Below are 21,571 nucleotides of genomic sequence, written 5' to 3' on the forward strand. Positions count from 1 at the left end.
TTAAAAGCCCGATTATCCCTACCTTTGCAACATAATTCAAGTTTATGAACGAAAACAGCACTGCAAAGACGGGGCTTTGGACCCGCAACTTCTCCTTCGCCTGTGTGGCAAACTTCCTGATGGGCTTCTCCTTCTACCTGTTGATGCCCACACTCCCATTTTACTTATCCGAACGCTTTCATACCGATAATTCCACCATCGGACTCGTTGTTTCCTGTTACGTGATTGCCGCGCTGGTCATCCGTCCGTTTTCAGGTTATCTGGTCGATAGCTTCTCCCGCAAGACGGTCTATATGATTTCGTATCTGTTGTTTGTGGGATTCTGTCTTGGTTATCTGGTGGCGGGAACGATCCTGTTCCTCATCGTATTGCGTTTCCTGCACGGACTCACATGGGGTATTATCACCACGGCTGGAAATACACTTGCCATTGATATTATGCCTTCTGAACAACGGGGACAAGGAATCGGATTCTACGGACTGGCGTTCAATATCTCCATGGCCATCGGTCCGGTAGCGGGAATATTCCTCTACCAGCATTTCGACTTTAGCATACTCTTTTATTCGGCCATCATCACCGGATTTATCGGAATGGTATTTGCCCAATTCATCAAAGCTCCAATCAGGCCCCGTATCCGTCATCATGCAGCCTTATCGCTCGACCGCTTCCTGATGCTGAAAGGAATTCCTGTTGGAATCAATCTGTTGTTAGTCACCGTCTCTTACGGAATGATACTGTCGTTTGCCGCCATGTACAGCAAAGAGATGAATGCCTCCAATCCCGGACTTTTCTATGTGATGCTTGCTATCGGTATCGCCGGAGCACGTGCATTCAGCGGAAAGATGATTGACCGGGGCGAACTGCACAAAGCGTCAATGCTGGGATTAATGTTACTCACAGTTGGTCTGACTTTATTTGCATTGTGGAAAATACCAGTCGTGTACTATGTAGTCGCGTTTGTTTTGGGTGTGGGATACGGAGTCGCTTATCCGGCCTTCCAAACCATCTTCATCAATATGGCCACCCACCACCAACGTGGGACTGCCAATTCGACTTACTACACCGCTTTCGACACTGGCGTAGGTGCTGGCATGCTCCTGGCCGGGAAAATTGCAGCCATGGCCAGTCTGGGTGCAGCATTCGGATTCAGCGCCATCGCCTGCTTCATTGCCATTCTTTATTATTGGAAAATATCGATTGCCAGTTATCAGAAGCATAAGTTGGCGTAAAAAATAACGGTCAGCATTCGAATTCAAATGCTGACCGTTATTTTTTGAGCTATTCAAGTATCCTTATTTTCTCGTTGACCTTATCAATAAATTGGTGATAAACTGACGGCACGTTACTCTTCATTTGGTCAATCAACCAAAACCGACGAACGTCTTTGACTTTGTATTCGATGTACAGACCACCCCAATCTCCTGCATCCGGCATTCCAATTACCTTATCTTTCTCGCTCAGTAAAACTTTTGGAAAATAATCAATCAGATCTTTTACCGAATCAAACTTTTGCTGTGAAAGCTTCACATATTGTCCTTGATAGAAAGCGGAACTTCCGGGGTATCTATCCAACGTATCTTCTGAAACCTGTTTTTCTTCGAGCTTGTATATTTCAATGCATCGCTCACCAAAACACTCTCCATAATAGTGACCAAAGATCAGATAATCAGAACCGGTGAGCACTGGTTCCTCTTTATGGCAGGAACAAAGAGCTACAAAGCAAATTGCAATAGTCAGAATGAGGCTTTTCATAGTCGGAGTTATTAAATGACATCAACTGAAACGGAATCCGGTAATACTTGCACGTCGCCTTCTCCTCGGGGAGGTCGGGAGGAGCCTTACTTCAACCACTTATCCAACCAGCGGAAAAATACCCGCTGCCACAGCACGCTGTTTTGCGGCTTCGTAATCCAATGGTTTTCATCCGGGAAGACGAGCATTTCCGCCGGGATTCCACGCAGTTTAGCTGCATTAAACGCCGCCATACCCTGTGAGGCAAGAATACGATAATCCAACTCACCTACAGTAACCAGAATCGGCGTATCCCATTTATCCACAAACTTATGGGGAGAATTGGCAAACGAACGCTGGGCCGTAGCATTATTTTTATCCCAGAACGGACCGCCCAAATCCCAGTTGGCAAACCACGACTCCTCAGTCTCAAGATACTGCTGTTCCAGATTGAAAATACCGGCATGTGCGATAAAGGCTTTGAAACGTTTGTTGTGGTGTCCCGCTAACCAGTAAACAGAAAATCCTCCGTAGCTAGCTCCGACCGCACCAAGCTTATCTTTATTGACAAACGGCTCATTAGCCACAGCATCAATGGCAGATAGGTAATCCTTCATGTTTTGGCCACCGTAATCCCCGCTGATTTGTTCGTTCCATTCCTGACCGAAACCAGGTAATCCGCGGCGATTAGGCGCAACCACAATATAACCGTTGGCTGCCATCAATTGCATATTCCATCGGTAAGAGAATAACTGACTCACGGTACTTTGCGGCCCTCCCTGGCAATAGAGAATGGCCGGATATTTCTTTTTCGGGTCAAAATGAGGTGGATAAATCACCCAGGTCAGCATCTTTTGATTATCGGTAGTCGTAATCCATCGCTCCTCCACTTTGCCCATCGTAAGTTGGTCGAGAATCTCCTTATTCTCAAAGCTCAATTCTTTAGTTACACCGGTTGCCGGATCCACAGAATATACCTCATTGGGCTTCGACATCGAATGGCGCAACGCCACCAGCGTACCATTCGCCTGTTTCACCTCCTCAAAGTCATATTGTCCTATGGTTACCTGACGAATCGCGCAATTTGCCCCATCGACATGGAAAATATGCGTGACGCCCAGTTTACAGGCAATCATCCAGAAAGCTTTGCCATCCGGTGTCCACTCAAAGGCATCACAATTGTAATCAAATGCCGAGGTCAGGTCACTTTTTGCACGGGTAGCCAGCTCCATCACCATCAGACGCTTCTTATCCGACTCGTAACCGTCTCGCTCCATACTAATCCAGGCAATGCTTTTCCCATCTGGCGAAAACTGCGGATTGGTATCGTAACCCATCATCCCTTCGGTGAGGTTTTCGGTCTTTTTTGATTCCAGATGGTACAGGTAAATGTCGGTATTGGTGGAAATGGCGTAATCTTTACCCTTCTTTTTACGGGAAGAATAGGCAACCGATTTGCTATTGGGGCTCCAACAGAGGTTGGCGATATCGGCATCGGGTTTGGTGGGGCATTCGTATGGTTCACCGGCCATGATGTCGGTGATATTTGTCAGTTTACCATCCACAATATCAGCCACGAAAGGATGGGGAATCGTTTCCACCCATTCATCCCAATGCTTGTACATCAGATCATCAATCACACGCCCTTTGGCTTCAGGCAGGTCAGGATAAATATCGGAAGCGCGTTCGCCGTACTTCACCTGGCTGATAAAAAGCACCTTTTTCCCATCGGGTGAATAGATAAAGGCATCTATATCCTTTTCGTATTCGCTGATTTGCTTGCGGTCGTTGCCGTCGGCATTCATCTCCCAGATTTGGGAAGAGCCGCTTTCCGCCGAAAGGAAGGCAATCTTTTTTCCGCCATCTATCCAGCGGGCATTATTTTCACTTTTGGGACTTTCGGTGATTTGCATCTTTTCACTGCCATCTGCATTGATGGTAAAAAGCTCGCGGTTGCTCTTGTTTTTATGAATACTGATGTAGGAAACACCATACAGGAGCTTTCTGCCGTCGGGTGATACCTGCAAATCGGTAATTCGTCCGAAGCTGTTCAGGACTTCAGGGGTCATTAACCCATTTTCGATTTTGGGACTATTCTTGCCGATGATTTCGCCATCACCGTTTTTATTTCCGTTACAAGCCGTAACGGCTAAGGTTGCAGCCATAATACAAACGTTGATTTTATTCATAATTTCCACTGTAAAATGTTGGAGTGCTGAAATTAGCAAATTTGAATCAGGTGAGCAAATAAACGGAGCGAAAGGAGCAAAATGAGAAGTAATGTATTAAAAAAAACAGGAACCTCTATAAACGAGAAAAGGTTGTCATCCCGACAACCTCAACCTTTTTGTTAACCTTAAATCTAATACCATGAAAAACATTACAAAGGTAAAGCATTTTTCTCTCCATCCAAATTAAATGTACAAGAAACACTTAACATTTAATCCTATTTAACCCAGCAAGTTATAGCGATACAGTTATTCACAATACAAGCTGGTTATTCTTAAAATATTTAGCGCTAGGAGTCCTATTTCCTTACCTCCCGGATAACCGATTCGATGTATCCCAACACCTCTTCTTTGCCCAAACGATGCTCTGAAGATGTTTCGAACATCAGAGGAAGCTCTTCCCAGTTTTCGAGCAATTTTTGCTCAAACAGATGGCGGTTTGAGGTCAGTTTACCCTTACCGATTTTATCGATTTTGGTAAATATAATGCAGAATGGAACACCGTTCTCTCCCAGCCACTCAATGAATTCGAGGTCAATCTGTTGCGGTTCGAGACGGGAATCAATCAGCACGAATAAGCAGGTCAGTTGCATACGTTCCTGAATGTAATTCTCGATAACGGTCCGAATCTGCTCGCGCCCCTCTTTCCCGCGGCGGGCATAACCATATCCCGGAAGGTCCACCAGATACCAGTCATTATTGATAATGAAGTGGTTAACCAGCATGGTTTTACCCGGTGTGGATGATGTCATGGCCAAACCTTTTCGGTTGGTCAGCATATTAATAAGCGATGATTTTCCCACGTTGGAACGCCCGATAAAGGCAAATTCCGGCATTGTGCCTTCGGGGCATTTTCTCACATCGGTATTACTAACTAAGAATTGTGCGTCTTTGATAATCATAAGAAAATAACATTAGTCCAGTGAATGTAATTAATCCGTTAATCATCAGCAACTCGTAACCGAATTTGTATCCGGTATATGCCGTCACCAATGTATCAATCAGATAGGTAATAAATGGAGAAATCACGCAAATGTACGGCGTAAAGCGGTCGCGCGTATCCCTCCGGGTAAATAATCCGAACACATACAAGCCCAGCAATGGCCCGTAGGTGTAAGAAGCAATCGTGTAAATGGCATCAATCACACTTTTGCTATTCAGTTCTTTAAAAATCAAAATAATAACAACTACCAGCGCTGTAATGAATAGGTGCGAACGGATACGGATTTTCTTTGCTTTTTCGGCATGATACTTCTCTACATTAAGGATATCAATACAGAATGAAGTGGTCAGCGCCGTAATCGCGGAATCCGCACTGGCAAACGATGCCGCAATTATACCGATGGTAAAGAAAATCAAAACCGGAGTTCCCAACATGCCGTTTGTGGCAAACATCGGCAGGATTCCATCACCCGATTCGGGCAAAACAGTTCCGGTTTGTTGAGCCAATACCAGCAGCAAAACGCCCAGGGTCAGGAATAAGAGATTGACCGGAATAAAAGCAAATCCGTAGCAATACATGTTCTTTTTGGCCTCTTTCAGGCTTTTACAGGTGAGGTTCTTCTGCATCATATCCTGGTCAAGACCGGTCATAACGATGGTGATAAATATCCCGCTGAAAAACTGTTTGAAGAAATTCTGTTTGGATTGCCAGTCATCAAACACAAAGATTCGCGAATGGGCATGGTCTTTAACGGTATTTATTACCCCGGTAAAATCCAAATCGAGATGGGTGGAAATCTGGCGAATCAACAACACCAGCATCGTCACCATACAGATTGCCTGAAAAGTATCGGTCCAGATAATTGTCTTGATTCCGCTACGAAATGTGTAAAGGAAAATCAGTAACAATGTAATCGCCACATTGACCACAAACGGGATTCCCCACGGATCAAACACAAAGGTCTGCAATATCAACGCCACCAGATAGAGCCTTACCGCCGCCCCGATAGTACGTGACAACAGAAAAAAAGAAGCTCCCGTCTTATAGGCCCTGAAACCAATTCGCTGGAACAGATAACCGTATATGGAAGTCAGGTTCAGCCGGTAGTAAAGTGGTAATAAGACATTGGCAATCAACAGGTAGCCCACAAAAAAACCCAACACCGTCTGCATATAAGTCATGTCGATGTTGCGAACCATCCCCGGAACGGAAATAAACGTCACACCCGACAGCGAAGTACCAATCATCCCGAAAGCCACAATGTACCACGGCGACTCTTTATCTCCGGAAAAGAAGGTCCGGTTGCTCCCCTTTTTCCCTACTATAACTGAGGTGGTGAGCAAAACGGCAAAATAGATGGCAATAATGGAAAGAATCAGCGTTCCTGACATGAAGTAAAGGATTTACAGACTGAAAAAAAGATGGTCTAAAAGAGCGCAAACCTGACAGGTGGGGTGTCAAAAATGTTGATGTTTGTAAATGTATTTTCGTTCCCAAAACCTCCAATGGATGTGTTTTGCACAAAAGATAGCGTTGTCATCCCGCACTTGATGCGGGATCTCTCAGTCAGATAATGACTCTGTTACGAGCAAAATGGAATATTCTGCGGTTTTGAGATCCCGTGTCAAGCACGGGATGACAGTGCGAAGATTCGCTCACTTTAAAAAAATAGAACGAAGTTATTTTTATCAACACCTTTGATTTTTGCCCCCCTACACAAAGTTTAGATTTAACACGGAAAATGTGAATATACAATCCGCGATATTTCAAATAAATGCAATTATCTCTTTGCCGGAACAATCTCCACCCAGTATCCATCGGGGTCTTCGATAAAATAGATGCCCATCGCTTCATTGATAAAGCATACACAATCCATCTCCCTGTGTTTTTTCAACGCTGCTTCGTAGTCTTCGGTTGTTAGAGCCAAATGAAATTCATTGTCTCCCAACTCGTATGGTTTCTCCCAGTCGCGCAACCAGGTCAATTCAAGTTTGTGCGCTGTATTTCCATCAGAAAGGAATACGATGATATAACTGCCATCAGCCGCCTCTTTGCGTCTTACTTCGGTCAGACCCAGAGCTTCATTGTAAAACTTCAGACTTTTCTCCAGGTCAAAAACATTGATATTATTATGGTTAAATGAAAATGCACCCATCGTAAAATGAATTTATGTTCGACAATTGTTTAAGCGAACACAAAGGTAATCAATTTCAGGCAAGGAATGAGTATGGTTTGAAAAGCAAAAGGAGAATGACGAACTGCCATTCTCCTTTTGAATATTTATCAATGAGCCTGTTGTTTAGATAAACAGGTTGACATTAGAATCTTCAGCACGTTCCAGATAGGTAGCCACACCACCAATCTGAACCCCGTCAATCAGTTCCTCAGCCTTGATGCCCATCACGTCCATCGACATCTGGCAGGCAATCAGTTCCACACCATTAGCTATCGCCTGCTGCATAAGCGTTTCAAGACTTTCTACCTGTTTGCTTTTCATCACCCAGCGAATCATTCTCGGACCTATTCCGGCCATTTGCATTTGGGAAAGCCCTAACGCTTTGCTGCTTCCCGGCAACATCATGCCAAACATCTTCTCTATCAATGTTTTCTTCACCGGTGCCTGTTTGCGGATTACGCTCAATCCCCAGAAGGTAAAGAAGAGCGAAACCTTTTTACCTGTCGATGCCGCACCATTGGCAATAATAAACGTAGCCAGCGCCTTATCCAGGTCATTACTGAATACAATCATCGTCTTACCATCATTAGCCGCTTTAGTCGCCTCTTTCGATTTCGGCATTGCCTTTTCAATCACAGCACGGATGATACCGCTTTTTTGCTCCAATGCAATTACCTTGTTGCCGGTAATATTCGCCCAGGACTGAGAATCCTTCAAGAAGCCCTGGTCTGTAGCCAGAATTTCCGCTCTTTCCCCGACATGAAGCTCATCGAAAGTAGATTTCAGTTTCATAATCGGACCCGGACATTGCAGGCCACAAGCATCCACCTTGATAGTTTTAGCATGCTTTATCTCCTGCTGGGTATCGGTATCCACTTCCGGTTCCTGATGCTCGGCGGTTTCCGGTGTCGTAACCGCAGCATCGTAGGTCTTATATCCTCCTGAAAGATTTACCACATTTGTAAATCCATTTTGCAAAAGGATTCTTGTTGCGATATAACCACGCAGACCCACTGCACAGTAAATCACGATGCGCTGAGTCTTTGACAGTTTATCCAGATGGGTACGAAGTTCATCCAGAGGAATATTTACCGAACCGGGAATGCTACCCAACTCATTTTCGGCTTTTGTACGTACATCAAGCAAGATGCTGCCTGCTTTTTTCTCATTCTCGATTTCATCCCAATGGCAAATCTGCATTCGACCAGACAGAATATTTTCAGCGGTAAAACCAGCCATATTCACCGGGTCTTTGGCTGATGAATAAGGAGGAGCATAAGCGTGCTCAATCTCCATCAAGTCATAGATGGTACCGCTTTTACCCAACAGGGTAGCCACCATATCAATGCGTTTATCCACCCCATCGTGTCCCACAATCTGTGCACCAAACAACTTTCCGTCAGTCGGACTGAAGGTAATCTTGACACTCATTGGAATCGCTCCGGGATAATAACCGGCATGAGAAGCCGAGTGAGTAGTCGATTCAATATAAGGAATATTGTTCTTTTTCAGAAGTTTTGCCGATGCACCGGTAGCGGCTACAGTCAGGTCAAATACCTTAGCGATTGCTGTCGAAATAGAACCGTTGAATTTGTGCTTATTACCGTACAACAAGTTATCCGCACAGATACGGGCCTGCTTATTGGCTGGTCCGGCCAGATAAGGCAGTGACGCTTTTCCGGTAATCGGGTTGATGGTTTCCACAGCATCCCCTACCGCATAGATGTCAGCATCGGAAGTCTGCATATATTCATTTACCCAGATGCCCTGTGTTTCGCCCAGTTTCAGGTCGGATTCCCTGGCCAGTTTGGTTTCGGGACGGACACCGATGGATAGAATCACCAGGTCGGCAGTCAGCTCCTTTTTACTTTTCAGCATTACTTTCAGCCCTTTTCCGGCAGGCTCGAATGCTTCCACCGCTTCATTGAGAAACAGCTCCACACCATGCGAACTCAGGTGGTGGTGTACGATAGCCGCCATCGGGAAATCAATCGGTGTCATCACCTGCGGAGCCATCTCCACGATTGACACCTTAATCCCCAACTGGTGCAGATTTTCCGCCATTTCCAGTCCGATAAATCCGGCTCCAACCACCACAGCGTTTTTCACCTTATTATCACGAATGTAGTTTTTGATGCGGTCGGTATCAGGTACATTACGCAGAGTCAGAATACCGTTCAGGTCAATACCCCGCAACGGCGGACGCACCGGTTCGGCTCCCGGTGAAAGAATTAGTTTATCATAAGTTTCGGTGTAAACCTCTTCATTATCATGATTAACCACCGATACGGTTTTGGCTTCACGGTCAATGCTGAGCACTTCGCTATTTACGCGAACTTCCATATTGAAGCGCTTACCAAACGATTCCGGAGTCTGGAGAAAAAGCTTTTCACGCTCATTAATCGTATCACCAATGTAATAAGGCAATCCGCAATTGGCATACGAAATATAATTCCCTTTTTCAAACATGATTATCTCGGCGGTCTCATTCATACGCCGAAGTCTGGCTGCCGCAGAAGCTCCTCCGGCCACGCCTCCTACTATGACTATTTTCATCTAAAGTTGGTTTTGAAAAGTGATGTTTCTAAATTTGCCACAAAGGTATAATAATTACACATTATATAAGCATGTATTTATATTACTAAGTAAAAAAAATGCCACTAAGCTATTCTGCAAAGTGGCAATATAATGTAACTAAGAGCCTGTTTAAATTTTATTGCGATACTTTTTTAGGACTATTTTGAGGTAGATTTTTGGCTTTTATTTCGCAGATTTAGCGGGCTAAATCAAGAAAGAAAAGTGAAAAATATGCCCAAAAGAGACTAAAAAAGGAGCAAAGAAAGGAGGCTCTTCTCCTTTATGAAAAATGTTTCGGTAAAATTCAAACAGGCTCTAATTATTTCTGAGGATATTTCTTAAACAGGCTCCACCATTTGAGCTTCAAAACGCCTAAAACAGCTTCACTGAAAATACCGCCGTTCATCTTGGAAACACCCAATTCGCGGTTGATAAAAATGATAGGCACCTCTTTCAGGGTAAATCCGCATTTGAAAGCGGTAAATTTCATTTCAATCTGGAAAGCGTAGCCTTTGAAGTGGATTTTATCCAGATTGATAGTCTCCAACACCTTGCGGCGGTAGCATTTAAATCCGGCAGTGGTATCAGCGATTTGAAGACCGGTTACGTAACGAACATATTTAGAAGCAAAATAAGACATCAACACTCGTCCGATCGGCCAGTTGACCACATTCACACCGGTAATGTAACGTGAACCGATAGCGACATCAGCACCATCTTTACATGCGTCATGAAGCTTTATCAGATCATTCGGATTGTGAGAGAAGTCGGCGTCCATCTCGAAAATGTATTCATACTTCTTTTCAATCGCCCATTTGAATCCACAAATGTAAGCGGTACCCAGCCCCAGTTTTCCTTTACGCTCAATAATGAAAAGGCGGTCAGTAAATTCGCCCTGAAGCTTTTTCACAACATTGGCCGTTCCGTCGGGAGAACCGTCATCTATAATCAATAAATCGAAAGGGTGGCTTTGACTGAATACGGCACGAATAATATTCTCAATATTCTCGAGCTCGTTATAGGTAGGAATAATTACAATGCTATCGCTCATACTCATTTTAAAATCAGGTCAAAAATAACAATATAAATTGATTTGGGCGGACGAAGCGGCTATTAATAATCTGAAAAAAGCTAATTTTGCAGCTATCGACAGACTAAATCAATTCATTTTGGAACTTACCGAGTTATTTGAGTTATACCCTAACCATCGGAACTTAAAAGCATTAGCCTCATTAGTTAATGATGACAAATCGCAGGTGATTCGCCTCGAAGGTATAAAGGGCTCATTAGTGGGAATTATCTTCTCATCACTTACAAAGACCACCAACCAACTATACATGGTGGTGATGAACGATGCCGAAGAGGCGGGTTATCTTTATCACGACATGACCCAGATTTGTGGGGAAAGCGATGTCTTTTTCTTCCCATCTTCTTATAAAAGAGCAATTAAATACGGACAAATCGACCACGCCAACGCCATTCTGCGCACTGAAGCGCTCAACCGCTTGCGCCAGGCAAACGGTGCATCTGTTATCGTGACCTATCCGGATGCTTTGGCCGAAAAGGTAGTTTCGGATACGACACTCAGCTCGAAGACGTTGCGGATTGCCCAAAATGAGTCGGTTGACTCCGTCTTCGTGGCAGATGTGCTATACGAATACGGATTCGAACGGGTAGAATATGTCTATGAACCGGGGCAATATGCTGTGCGCGGTAGTATTCTGGACGTATTTTCCTTTTCACATGAATTCCCCTACCGCATCGACTTCTTCGGTGATGAGGTGGAAAGTATCCGGACGTTTGATGTCGAAAGCCAGCTTTCCAAAGAGAAGCTGATGGAGATTTTCATTATTCCGAATCTGGAAAGTGACGAAATGGAAGGTGTCTCCCTGATGGAATTTCTGCCTGAAAATTGCATCCTGGGCGTGCAGGACCTCGCCTGGATACAGGGACGTGTCGAAGGCATCGTAGCGGAAGGCATCTCCCCGCAGGCCATCCAATCGGAAGATTACGATGAGCAACTGACGAAAAAGCTGGTCGACCCGAAAACCTTCGCCCGGGACCTGCTTCGTTTCCGCCGAATTGATTTCGGTGCCAAAACACTGGCACAAGCTCCATCCGTACTGACATTCGACAGCAACATTCAACCTCCTTTCCACAAGAATTTCGACCTCGTGGCGGAGTTTTGCCACAGCGTACTGGCCGACAGCTATAAACTGTACATCCTCAGTGACAGCATTAAGCAAACCCAGCGTCTGGAATCCATCTTCGAGGAACGGGGCGACAACATCCCATTCATCCCGGTACTGAAGACACTCCACGAAGGATTCATCGACCATGACCTGAAAATTGCCTGTCTGACCGACCACCAGATTTTTGACCGTTTCCATAAATACAACCTGAAGTCTGATAAAGCCCGCTCAGGAAAGATTGCCCTCTCCATCAAAGAACTGAATCAGTTTGAAAACGGAGATTACATCGTGCACATCGACCACGGTGTGGGTAAATTCGGCGGCCTTATCCGTACCGAAATCAACGGAAGGATGCAGGAGGTTATCAAACTCATTTTTCAGAATGAGGATATCCTCTTCGTAAGCATCCATTCACTGCACAAACTCTCCAAATACCGCGGAAAAGAGGGCGAACCACCCCGCGTAAACAAACTGGGTACGGGTGCCTGGGAGAAGATGAAGGACCGTACCAAGGCCAAAGTTAAAGACATTGCACGTGACCTCATCAAGCTCTATGCCGAACGCCGGGAGGAGAAAGGATTCAGTTTTTCGCACGACACCTATATGCAGCAGGAGCTGGAGGCATCGTTTATCTACGAAGACACCCCTGACCAGCTGAAATCAACCGCCGACGTCAAGCGGGATATGGAAAGCATGCGTCCGATGGACCGTCTGATTTGCGGCGATGTAGGTTTTGGAAAAACGGAAGTGGCTGTGCGTGCGGCTTTCAAGGCGGTATCCGACAGTAAACAAGTTGCTATACTGGTACCGACTACCGTTTTGGCATTGCAACACTATAAAACCTTCAGCGAACGCCTGAAGGAATTCCCTTGCCGGGTCGATTACGTCAGTCGTGCCCGTACCGCAAAAGATATCAGGCAAATCATCAAAGACCTGCACGAAGGTAAAATTGACATATTAGTGGGAACTCACCGGCTCATCAGCAAGGACATCCAGTTCAAAGACCTGGGGCTGCTGATTGTGGACGAAGAGCAGAAATTCGGCGTATCAGTGAAGGAGAAACTGCGCCAGCTGAAGATCAACGTAGACACGCTAACCATGACAGCAACCCCGATTCCACGGACGTTGCAGTTTTCCCTGATGGGAGCGCGCGACTTATCGGTTATCCAGACTCCCCCACCCAACCGTTACCCAATCCAGACGGAGGTTCACGCCTTCAATGAGGAGATATTAAAAGAAGCCATCCAGTTTGAGATGAGCCGCAACGGCCAAATCTTTGTCCTCAACAACCGCATCAGCAGCATTTATGATTTGGAAAATACCATCAGACGGCTCGTACCGGATGCGCGCATCGTTGTGGGTCACGGCCAGATGGACCCGCATACATTGGAACAAATCATTCTTGATTTTGCCAATTATGAATTCGACGTACTGATTGCGACCTCCATCATCGAATCGGGTCTGGATATTCCGAATGCCAACACGATTATTGTCAATAATGCGCAAAACTTCGGACTGAGCGACCTGCACCAGTTGCGCGGACGCGTAGGTCGAAGCAATAAAAAAGCCTTCTGTTACCTCTTTGCCCCACCGTTACACATGCTTTCGGCGGAATCAAGACGACGCCTGCAAGCCATCGAAAACTTCTCCGAGCTGGGTAGCGGCATCCACATCGCCATGCAGGATCTCGACATCCGCGGGGCTGGGAATATGCTGGGTGCCGAGCAAAGCGGATTCATCGCCGACCTCGGATATGAGACATACCAGAAAATTCTTCAGGAAGCCGTCACGGAACTCCGAAACGAAGAGTTCAGCGACCTGTATGAGGAGGTGGAAGCCGAAGAGGTGCGTCACGGCAAGGAGCGTTTCTTTGTCACCGACACGGTGATTGAGTCGGATATGGAACTGCTCTTCCCGAATGAGTACATCCCGAATGACTCAGAACGCATCTCGCTTTACCGCGAACTGGACAGCATGGAGGAAGAGAGCGAAATCCAGGCATTCATTGCCCGCCTCGAAGACCGCTTCGGTCGCGTTCCTCAACAGGGAAAAGAGCTGATACGCATCGTTCGTCTGCGTCGTCTGGCCAAACGCCTGGGTATCGAAAAGCTGGTATTGAAAAACGAACGAGCCTTTGCCTATTTCGTTTCGGACAATGATTCCCCCTACTATCAATCGGAAGCGTTTGGTAAAGTCTTGGCCTTTATGACCGAAAACCACAAAATTTGCCAGTTACGGGATAAAAACGGAAAGCGCTCAATGGTATTATCCCAGATTAATTCGGTAGAAAAGGCCGTTGACCTGCTGCAAAAGATGTTGGGATAAATGGAAATGCGATATCAGAGATATGAAACGGTGAAAAAAAACAGAATTTTCTCACCCGCGTAATTCATTGACAACAAGAGAAAAAGCCCTACCAGACGGGCTTTCATATAAAAAATATGCATTTCGGCTTTGCAAATATCAAATTTAGCTCTATCTTTGCACTCGCAATCACGAAATGGTTCCTTGGCCGAGTGGTTAGGCACCGGTCTGCAAAACCGTTTACGGCGGTTCGAATCCGCCAGGAACCTCAAAAAGCGTTGGAATTTTTCCAGCGCTTTTTTGTTTTTATCACCCTCTTGCCCCTTACTCCTTTTAAATACAAAAAAAATAAAGCGCCACTATCCGAAAATAATGACACTTCTATATATTCTTCAGTCAATGAAACTGCGTGCAATATCAGCACATAGTCCGATCTGACTACCAGCTAATTATCTTAATTTCTTAATACCCTTAATATCTTTCATTTCAAACTTATCGGCGCTTTACTATTCGGGTCGAGCATATCACAGTTATACACCTTGTGCAACTGCACTCCGGCCCTGTAACGACGGGGATGCGACTTTACAGCACGGGTAATACCATCCAATAATTCAACGCTCAGGCTGTTTGCCTCAGGCTGCAACCAAATATCAGGAGCTGATAATCGAACCTCATTAGGAAGACAATATTCACCAATCTCATTCCACCACTCTTCCGCCGAATCAGCATTTTCCATGATAATCTTTATCTCGCTGGCTTTCTGTACATTCTCAGCCAACGGAAGCATATTCCACTTCGGACTCACGGTTATCCAGTCGAAATCTCCACGGATAGAATAGGCGCCGCTGGTCTCTATATGGGTCTGCAATCCCTGATCATGTAATGCGGTAGTCAACGCTGTCAAATCATAAATCGCAGGCTCGCCACCCGTGATTACGGCAAACGAAGCACCACTCATGCGCGCCATCTGGGCCAGTTCGACTACAGGAATCTTTTCTATTTTTGAGGGAAGATGATCTTTGTGCCAGGTTCCGATAGAGTCACACCAACTACATTGCACCGGGCAACCGATAGTCCGGATAAAAAATGCAGCACGACCAATGTGTGTACCCTCTCCCTGAAAAGCGTAAAAGGTCTCGTAAACCGGCAATGAAGCAGAGCTGTTACTCTGTAAATCCTTCATATGCGGCACTGTTTTTGGAATCTTCATATACAACAACCTTTGAGCAGAAAACACGTCCACCGGTCTCTTCCCGGATAAACTTATCGGCAAGTCCGAAAACAAACTCAGCCAATCCTTCAGCCCCACAAGAAGGCACAATGCGCACATCGGCCAACTTACGGGCATGCATATCCTCAAAGAAAGCACGCTCCGGATCGTCCTCATCAATCAACAGGGTGTGATCAAAATAGTATTCCAGTTGTGCTTTAAGCGGACGCAATGCTCCAAAATCATAAACAAAATGCTGATGGTCCAACTCTTTTGCACGAAAGGAGATGTCGATGCGCCAGTTTTCGCCATGTGCAAATGCACAATGCCCGCAATGGCGCCATTGACGATGTGCAGCTTTAAGATTGTCGTATGATTTAGTGATAGTATGATACATATTTTAGTGCAAAAGTGCTGTTTTAAAAATCAGTGCGCAAAGATAGCGATTTAACCCCGATTGTAAAAACGGCTTTTCATCAGGCCTGATAACGATTGCTAAATATCTTTACGCATATTTCGTGAATCCGATTATGCTGATCCCATCATTGATAAGAAAAAACTCACGGGTACTAAAACATTCAAATCCGATTTTGGTTTATCAATCACCAACGTAACCCTACGACATTAACACAGTAAAGAGAACTTTAATGAAGTTTCCAAACTTGAATTCAGATAAAAAAGATTGTTGTTTATGTAAAAAGGGAAGAAGAGAGAAACCTTTGAAATCCTCTGCCTTGTTCAGGCAGAGGATCTGACTCTTCACAGAGATTCCAAAAGTTTGGTTTGTATTTTGCTGTTGTTTGTTGTTCTTCGCATTGAAGAGATGAAGATTGCTGCATCTTCAGGTTACAAAGATTACAACACCAACATTAAACAGAACTTAAAACCAACCTTAAAATCACATTAAAATATCTTAGCAGAATTCAACGATAGACAAACCGCTTTAATTTCGCTGTAATATGATCAAGCACATCAACTACATCAATATCACCATATCCCATCAAAAGTAAGCGGACAGCGCTTTTCTCCGGAGAATATGGAGGCTGCCAATAATCCACATCATATAGACAAAATCCCAATTGCTCATAAAACTGAATCCGTCTTTTCTGATCGGCATGAACCGGAGGCTCCACCTCTAACACAACCGGCAGCTGTTGCATGGAAAGCCAAAGTCGTATCGACTCCTTCCCTATCCCGCGTCCGCGCAAATGATGATCAACAGCAAAATGCTCCAGAAAAACGAAATCATCCAGATGCCAGTTTATCAGGAAACCGGCAGGCTTTCCACCCTTCACTATCAAATTAAAAGTTTGCCGTGATTCAGACTGACACAATTGCATTAAATCTTTGAAATTCCGCCGCTCCTCCGGTGGAAATGATGATATATAGAGCTGTTCCACAAACTCCTGATAACAATCTGTTATTATCGTTAAGGTTTCTATCTGAATCATTTTCGGCACGATTTTATTTCAATTTATAGCCAGGACATACAATCTGGCTACAAATTACAACAAAAAGAAGAAAGTTCGACTCAATTCTCCCCGAAAAATGATAATTTTGTAAGACAGTAATTTCAACTCACACACTTTATCCGCAATGGCACAACATCAATTAGACAGTCTGGACATCAAAATCCTAAAGCTGATCGCAGGCAATGCCCGTATCCCCTTCCTTGAAGTCGCCCGTGAATGTAACGTATCCGGAGCCGCAATCCACCAGCGTGTACAAAAACTGACTTCACTCAACATCATCAAAGGGTCGGAGTACATCATCGATGCTACAAAAATCGGGTATGACACCTGCTCCTATATGGGGTTATTTCTCAAAGATCCCGTCCACTTCAATGACGTGGTAGAAGCCCTGCAAACCATACCGGAAGTGGTTGAGTGCCATTATACTACCGGCGAATACGACCTCTTCATCAAGATATATGCCAAAAACAATAACGACCTGCTGAATCTCATCCACGACAAACTGCAGCCACTGGGGCTTTCGCGTACGGTTTCCCTGATCTCGTTCAAGGAAGCATTTCGCCGCCAGATTCCTATTTGCGACCTGGAGGGAGAAGAGTAAAACAGCCTGATTACGCTGAATAAATTCGTACCTTTGCGACATTCAGCAAATTAATTCTGATTTAATATGTACAAAGAGTTTGACATCAATGAATGCCTCGCTCAGACTATTACCTGGGCAAAAGAGGTTGGCAAAATACATCTCGAATATTTCCGCAAAAAAGAGCTTTCCATCGAAACTAAGTCAAGCTCTTACGACCTGCTTACCATCGCCGACAAACTGAGCGAAGAGTACATCGTCGAGCAAATCCGCCACGCTTACCCCGACCATCAGGTCCTGGCCGAAGAGAGCGGACTGAACGAAATGGTCTCTGACTTTTGCTGGGTAATCGACCCTGTAGATGGCACCACCAACTTTGCACAGGGCATTCCTATCTTTTCGGTCTCCATTGGCCTGAGATACAGAGGTAAAGGCATCATGGGCGTTGTATATGCACCGTTTATGGATGAACTCTTCTACGCAATAAAAGGCCAGGGTGTATTCCACAACGGAAAACCCATCCACGTCTCCAACAAAACCGAACTGCACCAATCCCTGCTTTGTACCGGTTTCCCTTACGACCACGGAACCAATCCGGACAATAACACTGATAACATCGCCCGCATTCTCCCGCATTGCCGTGACATTCGCCGCCTGGGCTCAGCAGCTTATGACCTTTGCTGCATTGCGGCTGGATATTTTGACGGATTCTGGGAAATGAACCTCAAAGACTGGGACGTAGCTGCTGCCACGGTCATTATTGAAGAGGCCGGTGGTCAGGTGATTCGTTTCCGCAAAGAGCCCAACTATTGCATCATTGCGGCAAACGCTCTGATTGTTGGTCAGATGCAGGAGTATATAAAATAAGGGACCTCCCCTATCCCTCCAAAGGAGGGACTTAATATATCTGGTATGGATAAATTAATCAAAACTCAACTCAAAAAACTGAAGCCAGTCTTTCAATCTCATAAAGTGATTAAGGCTTATATATTCGGCTCCGTTCTATCGGATAAATTTAACCCTGAAAGTGATATTGATTTCCTTGTCACTTTTCAGGATGACCTTGAGCCTCTGGAGAAAGGTGAACTCTGGTGGTCTCTCTATGACACGTTGAGAGAACTTTTTCATCGGGAAATTGACCTGGTTACTGAGAATTCACTTAAAAATCCATACTTTATCGAAGAAGTAAACCAGACTAAACAATTGATTTATGGTTAATGCCGTAAAAAAATACTTGTTCGACATCCAGTCTTGCATCAGCAATATTGACAAATACATCGGAGAACCGAAGATATATCAGGCGTATTTGAAAAATGAGATGTTGCAGGATGCGGTGGAAAGAAACCTTGAGATTATCGGAGAAGCTATAAATCAACTATTAAAAATACAACCGGACATCAAAATTACGAATGCCCGCCGGATTGTAGATGCCCGAAATAAAATTATCCATGGTTATGACAGTATAGAACCTGTAAACATTTGGGCTATCATCATAAACCATTTGCCTATTCTCAACGCTGAAGTAGAAGAACTCTTGAAATAAATATCAGTAATTTAACTGGACTACTAATATCCGGTTCGAATCCGCCAGGAACCCCAAATCTTTCATTTCAGAAAATAATCCCCAATCATAAGTGATTTATCCCAATAATTTCGAAGAGAAAATCGGATTTGACAAAATCCGCCAATTGATATCCGATAAATGCCTCAGTCTGCTGGGCAAAGACAAAGTGCATGAGATGGATTTTTCCATCCACTACGAAGAGGTGAAAACCCGCCTCGGATGCACAGAAGAGATGGTGCGTATCCTGCAACTGGAGGACGAATTTCCCGCCAACTACTTTTTTGATGTCCGCATTCCACTGAAACGCATTCGTGTGGAGGGAACTTTCCTCGACGAGCCGGAGCTGTTTGACCTGCGTCGTTCGCTGGAGACCATACGCGACATTGCCCGCTTTTTCAAAAACGAGAAGGAAGGAGAAGCCAGATATCCGTATCTGACAGAAATGACGGCTAACGTCATGCTATTTCCGCAGATTCTTATTTCCATAGATAAAATTCTGGATAAGTTCGGTCGTGTAAAAGACAATGCTTCGCCCGAACTGGCTCGTATCCGCCGGGAAATTATCCATACTTCGAGCTCTATCTCTCGCAGTTTACAATCCATAATGCGTGCGGCTCAGGCTGAAGGTATTGTGGAAAAAGACCAGGCCCCAACCATGCGCGATGGCCGACTGATGATTCCGGTAGCACCCGCTTACAAGCGGAAAATCAAAGGAATCGTTCACGATGAGTCTGCCAGCGGTAAAACGGTTTTCATCGAACCTGCAGAAGTGGTGGAAGCCAACAACCGAATCCGCGAACTCGAAGGCGAAGAGCGTCGGGAGGTCATCCGCATTCTGGTGAGAATGGCAGACGAAATACGCCCCTTTGCCGAAGACATCCTCGGCTCATACGATTATTTAGGTGAAATAGACTTTACCCGGGCGAAGGCTTCATTCTCCATTGAAATTAACGGTATCCTGCCAACCTTCGAGAACAAACGCCAGATTGACTGGCAACGGGCCATTCACCCCCTACTCTACTTATCTCATAAGAAACAGAATAAATCGGTCGTTCCGCTCGATATTGAACTGGATGAAAAGAATCGTATTCTACTGATTTCCGGGCCGAATGCAGGTGGCAAGTCGGTGTGTCTCAAAACAGTGGGATTACTGCAATACATGTTGCAGAGCGGATTGCTTATTCCGGTTTATGAGAGTTCACGAACCGGTATTTTCCACGATATCTTTATCGATATCGGTGACGAACAGTCCATTGAAAACGACCTGAGTACCTACAGCTCGCACCTCACCAACATGAAGCACTTCGTGCGCCGTTGCAACGAAAACTCAATCCTGTTGATTGACGAATTCGGGGGCGGTACCGAACCTCAGATTGGTGGTGCAATTGCCGAAGCCCTGCTGGACCGCTTCAACCGCAATATGTCATACGGCGTCATCACCACCCATTATCAGAATCTGAAGCATTTTGCCGAAGACCACGAAGGAATCATCAACGGCGCCATGCTCTATGACCGCCACCTGATGCAACCACTGTTTAAGCTTTCCATTGGAAATCCGGGAAGCTCATTTGCCGTGGAGATTGCACGCAAAATCGGATTGCCGGAGGATGTGATTGCCGATGCTTCGGAAAAAGTGGGTTCAGACTACATCGATATGGACAAATACCTCCAGGATATTGTGCGTGACAAACGTTATTGGGAAAGCAAACGCCAGACCATTCGCCAGAAAGAGAAAAAACTGGAAGAATTGTCGGAACGATACGAGGAAGACCTCAATAAAATAGCTGCCCAGCGCAAAGAGCTGATGGCAAAAGCTAAAGCCGATGCTGAACGCATTTTGGCGGAAGCCAATGCCATGGTAGAAAATACCATTCGGAAAATCAAGGAGGCTCAGGCCGAAAAAGAATCTACCCGTCTCGCCCGCAAAGAGATGGAGGAATTCAAAGCGAAGCTGGCTGAACAAGAGGCGGCCAACGATGATATGATTGCCCGCAAAATCAAAAAGATTCAGGAGCGGGAAGAGCGTAAGAAGCAGGGCAAACCACAGAAGCCGGTTGAAGGTCAGAAGAAAGTCTTCCGTCCGGAAATAATTGAGACAGGTGATGCTGTCCGTCTGAAAGGGCAAACAACCATTGGAGAAGTACTTGAAGTCAGTGGTAAAAATGCGCTGGTTGCATTTGGAATGCTCAAATCAACCGTTCAGCTTGAACGACTCGAAAAAATGAGCAAAAATCAGATTAAGAAAGAGACTCCCAAATCGACTTTCGTCAGCCAACAGACTGCCGATGACATCTATGAGCGAAAGATGAATTTCAAACAGGAGATTGATGTACGTGGGATGCGCGGCGATGAAGCGTTGCAGGCCGTGGTCTATTTCATTGATGATGCAATATTGGTAGGTGTGGCACAAGTCCGCATCCTGCATGGAACGGGGACAGGTGCCTTGCGTCAAATCATCCGCGATTACCTGAAAACAGTACATGGTGTGAAGAAATTCCGGGATGAACATGTGCAATTCGGTGGAGCGGGCATTACGGTGGTGGAATTGGAGTAACCTCCTCCGCCCCTACGGAGGGAGGGGAGATAGTTACTGC

General features: G+C 45.2%; 17 protein-coding genes and 1 tRNA gene. 8 read left to right on the forward strand and 10 right to left on the reverse strand.

Going from position 1 to position 21,571, the window contains the following annotated elements:
• The first annotated feature begins 44 nt into the window (after positions 1–44).
• Positions 45–1,229 carry an MFS transporter gene (locus MLE17_RS16225; RefSeq protein ID WP_243349775.1) on the forward strand — a complete coding sequence of 395 codons (1,185 nt, stop codon included), beginning with the start codon at positions 45–47 and terminating at the stop codon, positions 1,227–1,229.
• 49 nt (positions 1,230–1,278) lie between these two features.
• On the opposite strand, the gene MLE17_RS16230 is transcribed toward MLE17_RS16225, so the two are convergent.
• From MLE17_RS16230 to MLE17_RS16260, 7 genes are all read right to left on the reverse strand, one after another.
• Complete coding sequence (locus tag MLE17_RS16230; RefSeq protein WP_243349776.1) at positions 1,279–1,752, reverse strand: hypothetical protein; 474 nt, start codon at positions 1,750–1,752, stop codon at positions 1,279–1,281.
• Positions 1,753–1,838: 86 nt separating this feature from the next.
• On the reverse strand, positions 1,839–3,920 hold the full coding sequence (locus MLE17_RS16235) for a S9 family peptidase (RefSeq protein WP_243349777.1): 2,082 nt from the start codon (positions 3,918–3,920) through the stop codon (positions 1,839–1,841).
• A gap of 338 nt (positions 3,921–4,258) precedes the next feature.
• A complete protein-coding gene (gene yihA / locus MLE17_RS16240) occupies positions 4,259–4,861 on the reverse strand; it encodes a ribosome biogenesis GTP-binding protein YihA/YsxC (protein WP_243349778.1) in 603 nt (200 codons plus the stop codon).
• Positions 4,830–6,293 (reverse strand): sodium:solute symporter, encoded by a 1,464-nt coding sequence (locus tag MLE17_RS16245; RefSeq protein ID WP_243349779.1) that lies wholly within the window; start codon positions 6,291–6,293, stop codon positions 4,830–4,832. Before MLE17_RS16245 ends, yihA begins: the two co-directional genes overlap by 32 nt.
• 389 nt (positions 6,294–6,682) lie before the next feature.
• Entirely contained in the window at positions 6,683–7,057 is a 375-nt protein-coding gene (locus MLE17_RS16250) for a VOC family protein (protein WP_243349780.1), read from the reverse strand.
• A gap of 144 nt (positions 7,058–7,201) precedes the next feature.
• Positions 7,202–9,634, reverse strand: a complete 2,433-nt coding sequence (locus MLE17_RS16255; protein WP_243349781.1) for an FAD-dependent oxidoreductase — start codon at positions 9,632–9,634, stop codon at positions 7,202–7,204.
• Positions 9,635–9,974: 340 nt separating this feature from the next.
• Positions 9,975–10,706 carry a polyprenol monophosphomannose synthase gene (locus tag MLE17_RS16260; protein ID WP_243349782.1) on the reverse strand — a complete coding sequence of 244 codons (732 nt, stop codon included), beginning with the start codon at positions 10,704–10,706 and terminating at the stop codon, positions 9,975–9,977.
• A 118-nt stretch (positions 10,707–10,824) separates the two neighbouring features.
• On the opposite strand from MLE17_RS16260, the gene mfd reads away from it, so the two are divergent.
• Entirely contained in the window at positions 10,825–14,172 is a 3,348-nt protein-coding gene (mfd, locus tag MLE17_RS16265) for a transcription-repair coupling factor (protein WP_243349826.1), read from the forward strand.
• Between the two features lie 177 nt (positions 14,173–14,349).
• Positions 14,350–14,420: transfer RNA gene (locus MLE17_RS16270), tRNA-Cys, on the forward strand.
• Positions 14,421–14,632: 212 nt separating this feature from the next.
• Here the strand turns inward: MLE17_RS16270 and MLE17_RS16275 are convergent.
• The 3 genes from MLE17_RS16275 to MLE17_RS16285 all read right to left on the reverse strand — a co-directional run bounded on the left by MLE17_RS16275 (position 14,633) and on the right by MLE17_RS16285 (position 16,812).
• Positions 14,633–15,334 carry a 7-carboxy-7-deazaguanine synthase QueE gene (locus MLE17_RS16275; RefSeq protein WP_243349783.1) on the reverse strand — a complete coding sequence of 234 codons (702 nt, stop codon included), beginning with the start codon at positions 15,332–15,334 and terminating at the stop codon, positions 14,633–14,635.
• On the reverse strand, positions 15,315–15,758 hold the full coding sequence (locus MLE17_RS16280; RefSeq protein ID WP_243349784.1) for a 6-pyruvoyl trahydropterin synthase family protein: 444 nt from the start codon (positions 15,756–15,758) through the stop codon (positions 15,315–15,317). Before MLE17_RS16280 ends, MLE17_RS16275 begins: the two co-directional genes overlap by 20 nt.
• 526 nt (positions 15,759–16,284) lie before the next feature.
• Positions 16,285–16,812 (reverse strand): GNAT family N-acetyltransferase, encoded by a 528-nt coding sequence (locus MLE17_RS16285; protein ID WP_243349785.1) that lies wholly within the window; start codon positions 16,810–16,812, stop codon positions 16,285–16,287.
• A 145-nt stretch (positions 16,813–16,957) separates the two neighbouring features.
• Between MLE17_RS16285 and MLE17_RS16290 the strand changes: the two genes are divergently transcribed.
• From MLE17_RS16290 to MLE17_RS16310, 5 genes are all read left to right on the forward strand, one after another.
• The gene (locus tag MLE17_RS16290) at positions 16,958–17,434 is read left to right on the forward strand and encodes an Lrp/AsnC family transcriptional regulator (RefSeq protein WP_243349786.1); all 477 of its coding nucleotides are present in this window, start codon (positions 16,958–16,960) and stop codon (positions 17,432–17,434) included.
• A 66-nt stretch (positions 17,435–17,500) separates the two neighbouring features.
• Positions 17,501–18,280 carry an inositol monophosphatase family protein gene (locus tag MLE17_RS16295; protein WP_243349787.1) on the forward strand — a complete coding sequence of 260 codons (780 nt, stop codon included), beginning with the start codon at positions 17,501–17,503 and terminating at the stop codon, positions 18,278–18,280.
• A 45-nt stretch (positions 18,281–18,325) separates the two neighbouring features.
• Positions 18,326–18,631: a nucleotidyltransferase family protein gene (locus MLE17_RS16300; protein ID WP_243349788.1), complete on the forward strand. Its 306-nt coding sequence runs from the start codon at positions 18,326–18,328 to the stop codon at positions 18,629–18,631.
• Positions 18,624–18,956, forward strand: a complete 333-nt coding sequence (locus tag MLE17_RS16305) for a DUF86 domain-containing protein (protein WP_243349789.1) — start codon at positions 18,624–18,626, stop codon at positions 18,954–18,956. The genes MLE17_RS16300 and MLE17_RS16305 overlap by 8 nt, the downstream gene beginning before the upstream one ends.
• Before the next feature lie 91 nt (positions 18,957–19,047).
• Positions 19,048–21,531 (forward strand): endonuclease MutS2, encoded by a 2,484-nt coding sequence (locus MLE17_RS16310; RefSeq protein WP_243349790.1) that lies wholly within the window; start codon positions 19,048–19,050, stop codon positions 21,529–21,531.
• Positions 21,532–21,571: the final 40 nt, after the last annotated feature.

This window comes from Parabacteroides sp. FAFU027 (assembly GCF_022808675.1).
Taxonomy (GTDB): Bacteria; Bacteroidota; Bacteroidia; order Bacteroidales; family UBA7332; genus CAXXIC01.

Coding starts and splice junctions, on each gene's coding strand:
- MLE17_RS16290 (WP_243349786.1), top strand. CDS start 16,958: ATGGCACAACATCAATTAGACAGTCTGGACATCAAAATCCTAAAGCTG.
- MLE17_RS16225 (WP_243349775.1), top strand. CDS start 45: ATGAACGAAAACAGCACTGCAAAGACGGGGCTTTGGACCCGCAACTTC.
- MLE17_RS16305 (WP_243349789.1), top strand. CDS start 18,624: ATGGTTAATGCCGTAAAAAAATACTTGTTCGACATCCAGTCTTGCATC.
- MLE17_RS16275 (WP_243349783.1), bottom strand. CDS start 15,334: ATGAAGGATTTACAGAGTAACAGCTCTGCTTCATTGCCGGTTTACGAG.
- MLE17_RS16260 (WP_243349782.1), bottom strand. CDS start 10,706: ATGAGCGATAGCATTGTAATTATTCCTACCTATAACGAGCTCGAGAAT.
- MLE17_RS16250 (WP_243349780.1), bottom strand. CDS start 7,057: ATGGGTGCATTTTCATTTAACCATAATAATATCAATGTTTTTGACCTG.
- MLE17_RS16295 (WP_243349787.1), top strand. CDS start 17,501: ATGTACAAAGAGTTTGACATCAATGAATGCCTCGCTCAGACTATTACC.
- MLE17_RS16255 (WP_243349781.1), bottom strand. CDS start 9,634: ATGAAAATAGTCATAGTAGGAGGCGTGGCCGGAGGAGCTTCTGCGGCA.
- MLE17_RS16300 (WP_243349788.1), top strand. CDS start 18,326: ATGGATAAATTAATCAAAACTCAACTCAAAAAACTGAAGCCAGTCTTT.
- MLE17_RS16235 (WP_243349777.1), bottom strand. CDS start 3,920: ATGAATAAAATCAACGTTTGTATTATGGCTGCAACCTTAGCCGTTACG.
- MLE17_RS16280 (WP_243349784.1), bottom strand. CDS start 15,758: ATGTATCATACTATCACTAAATCATACGACAATCTTAAAGCTGCACAT.
- MLE17_RS16285 (WP_243349785.1), bottom strand. CDS start 16,812: ATGATTCAGATAGAAACCTTAACGATAATAACAGATTGTTATCAGGAG.
- yihA (WP_243349778.1), bottom strand. CDS start 4,861: ATGATTATCAAAGACGCACAATTCTTAGTTAGTAATACCGATGTGAGA.
- MLE17_RS16245 (WP_243349779.1), bottom strand. CDS start 6,293: ATGTCAGGAACGCTGATTCTTTCCATTATTGCCATCTATTTTGCCGTT.
- MLE17_RS16230 (WP_243349776.1), bottom strand. CDS start 1,752: ATGAAAAGCCTCATTCTGACTATTGCAATTTGCTTTGTAGCTCTTTGT.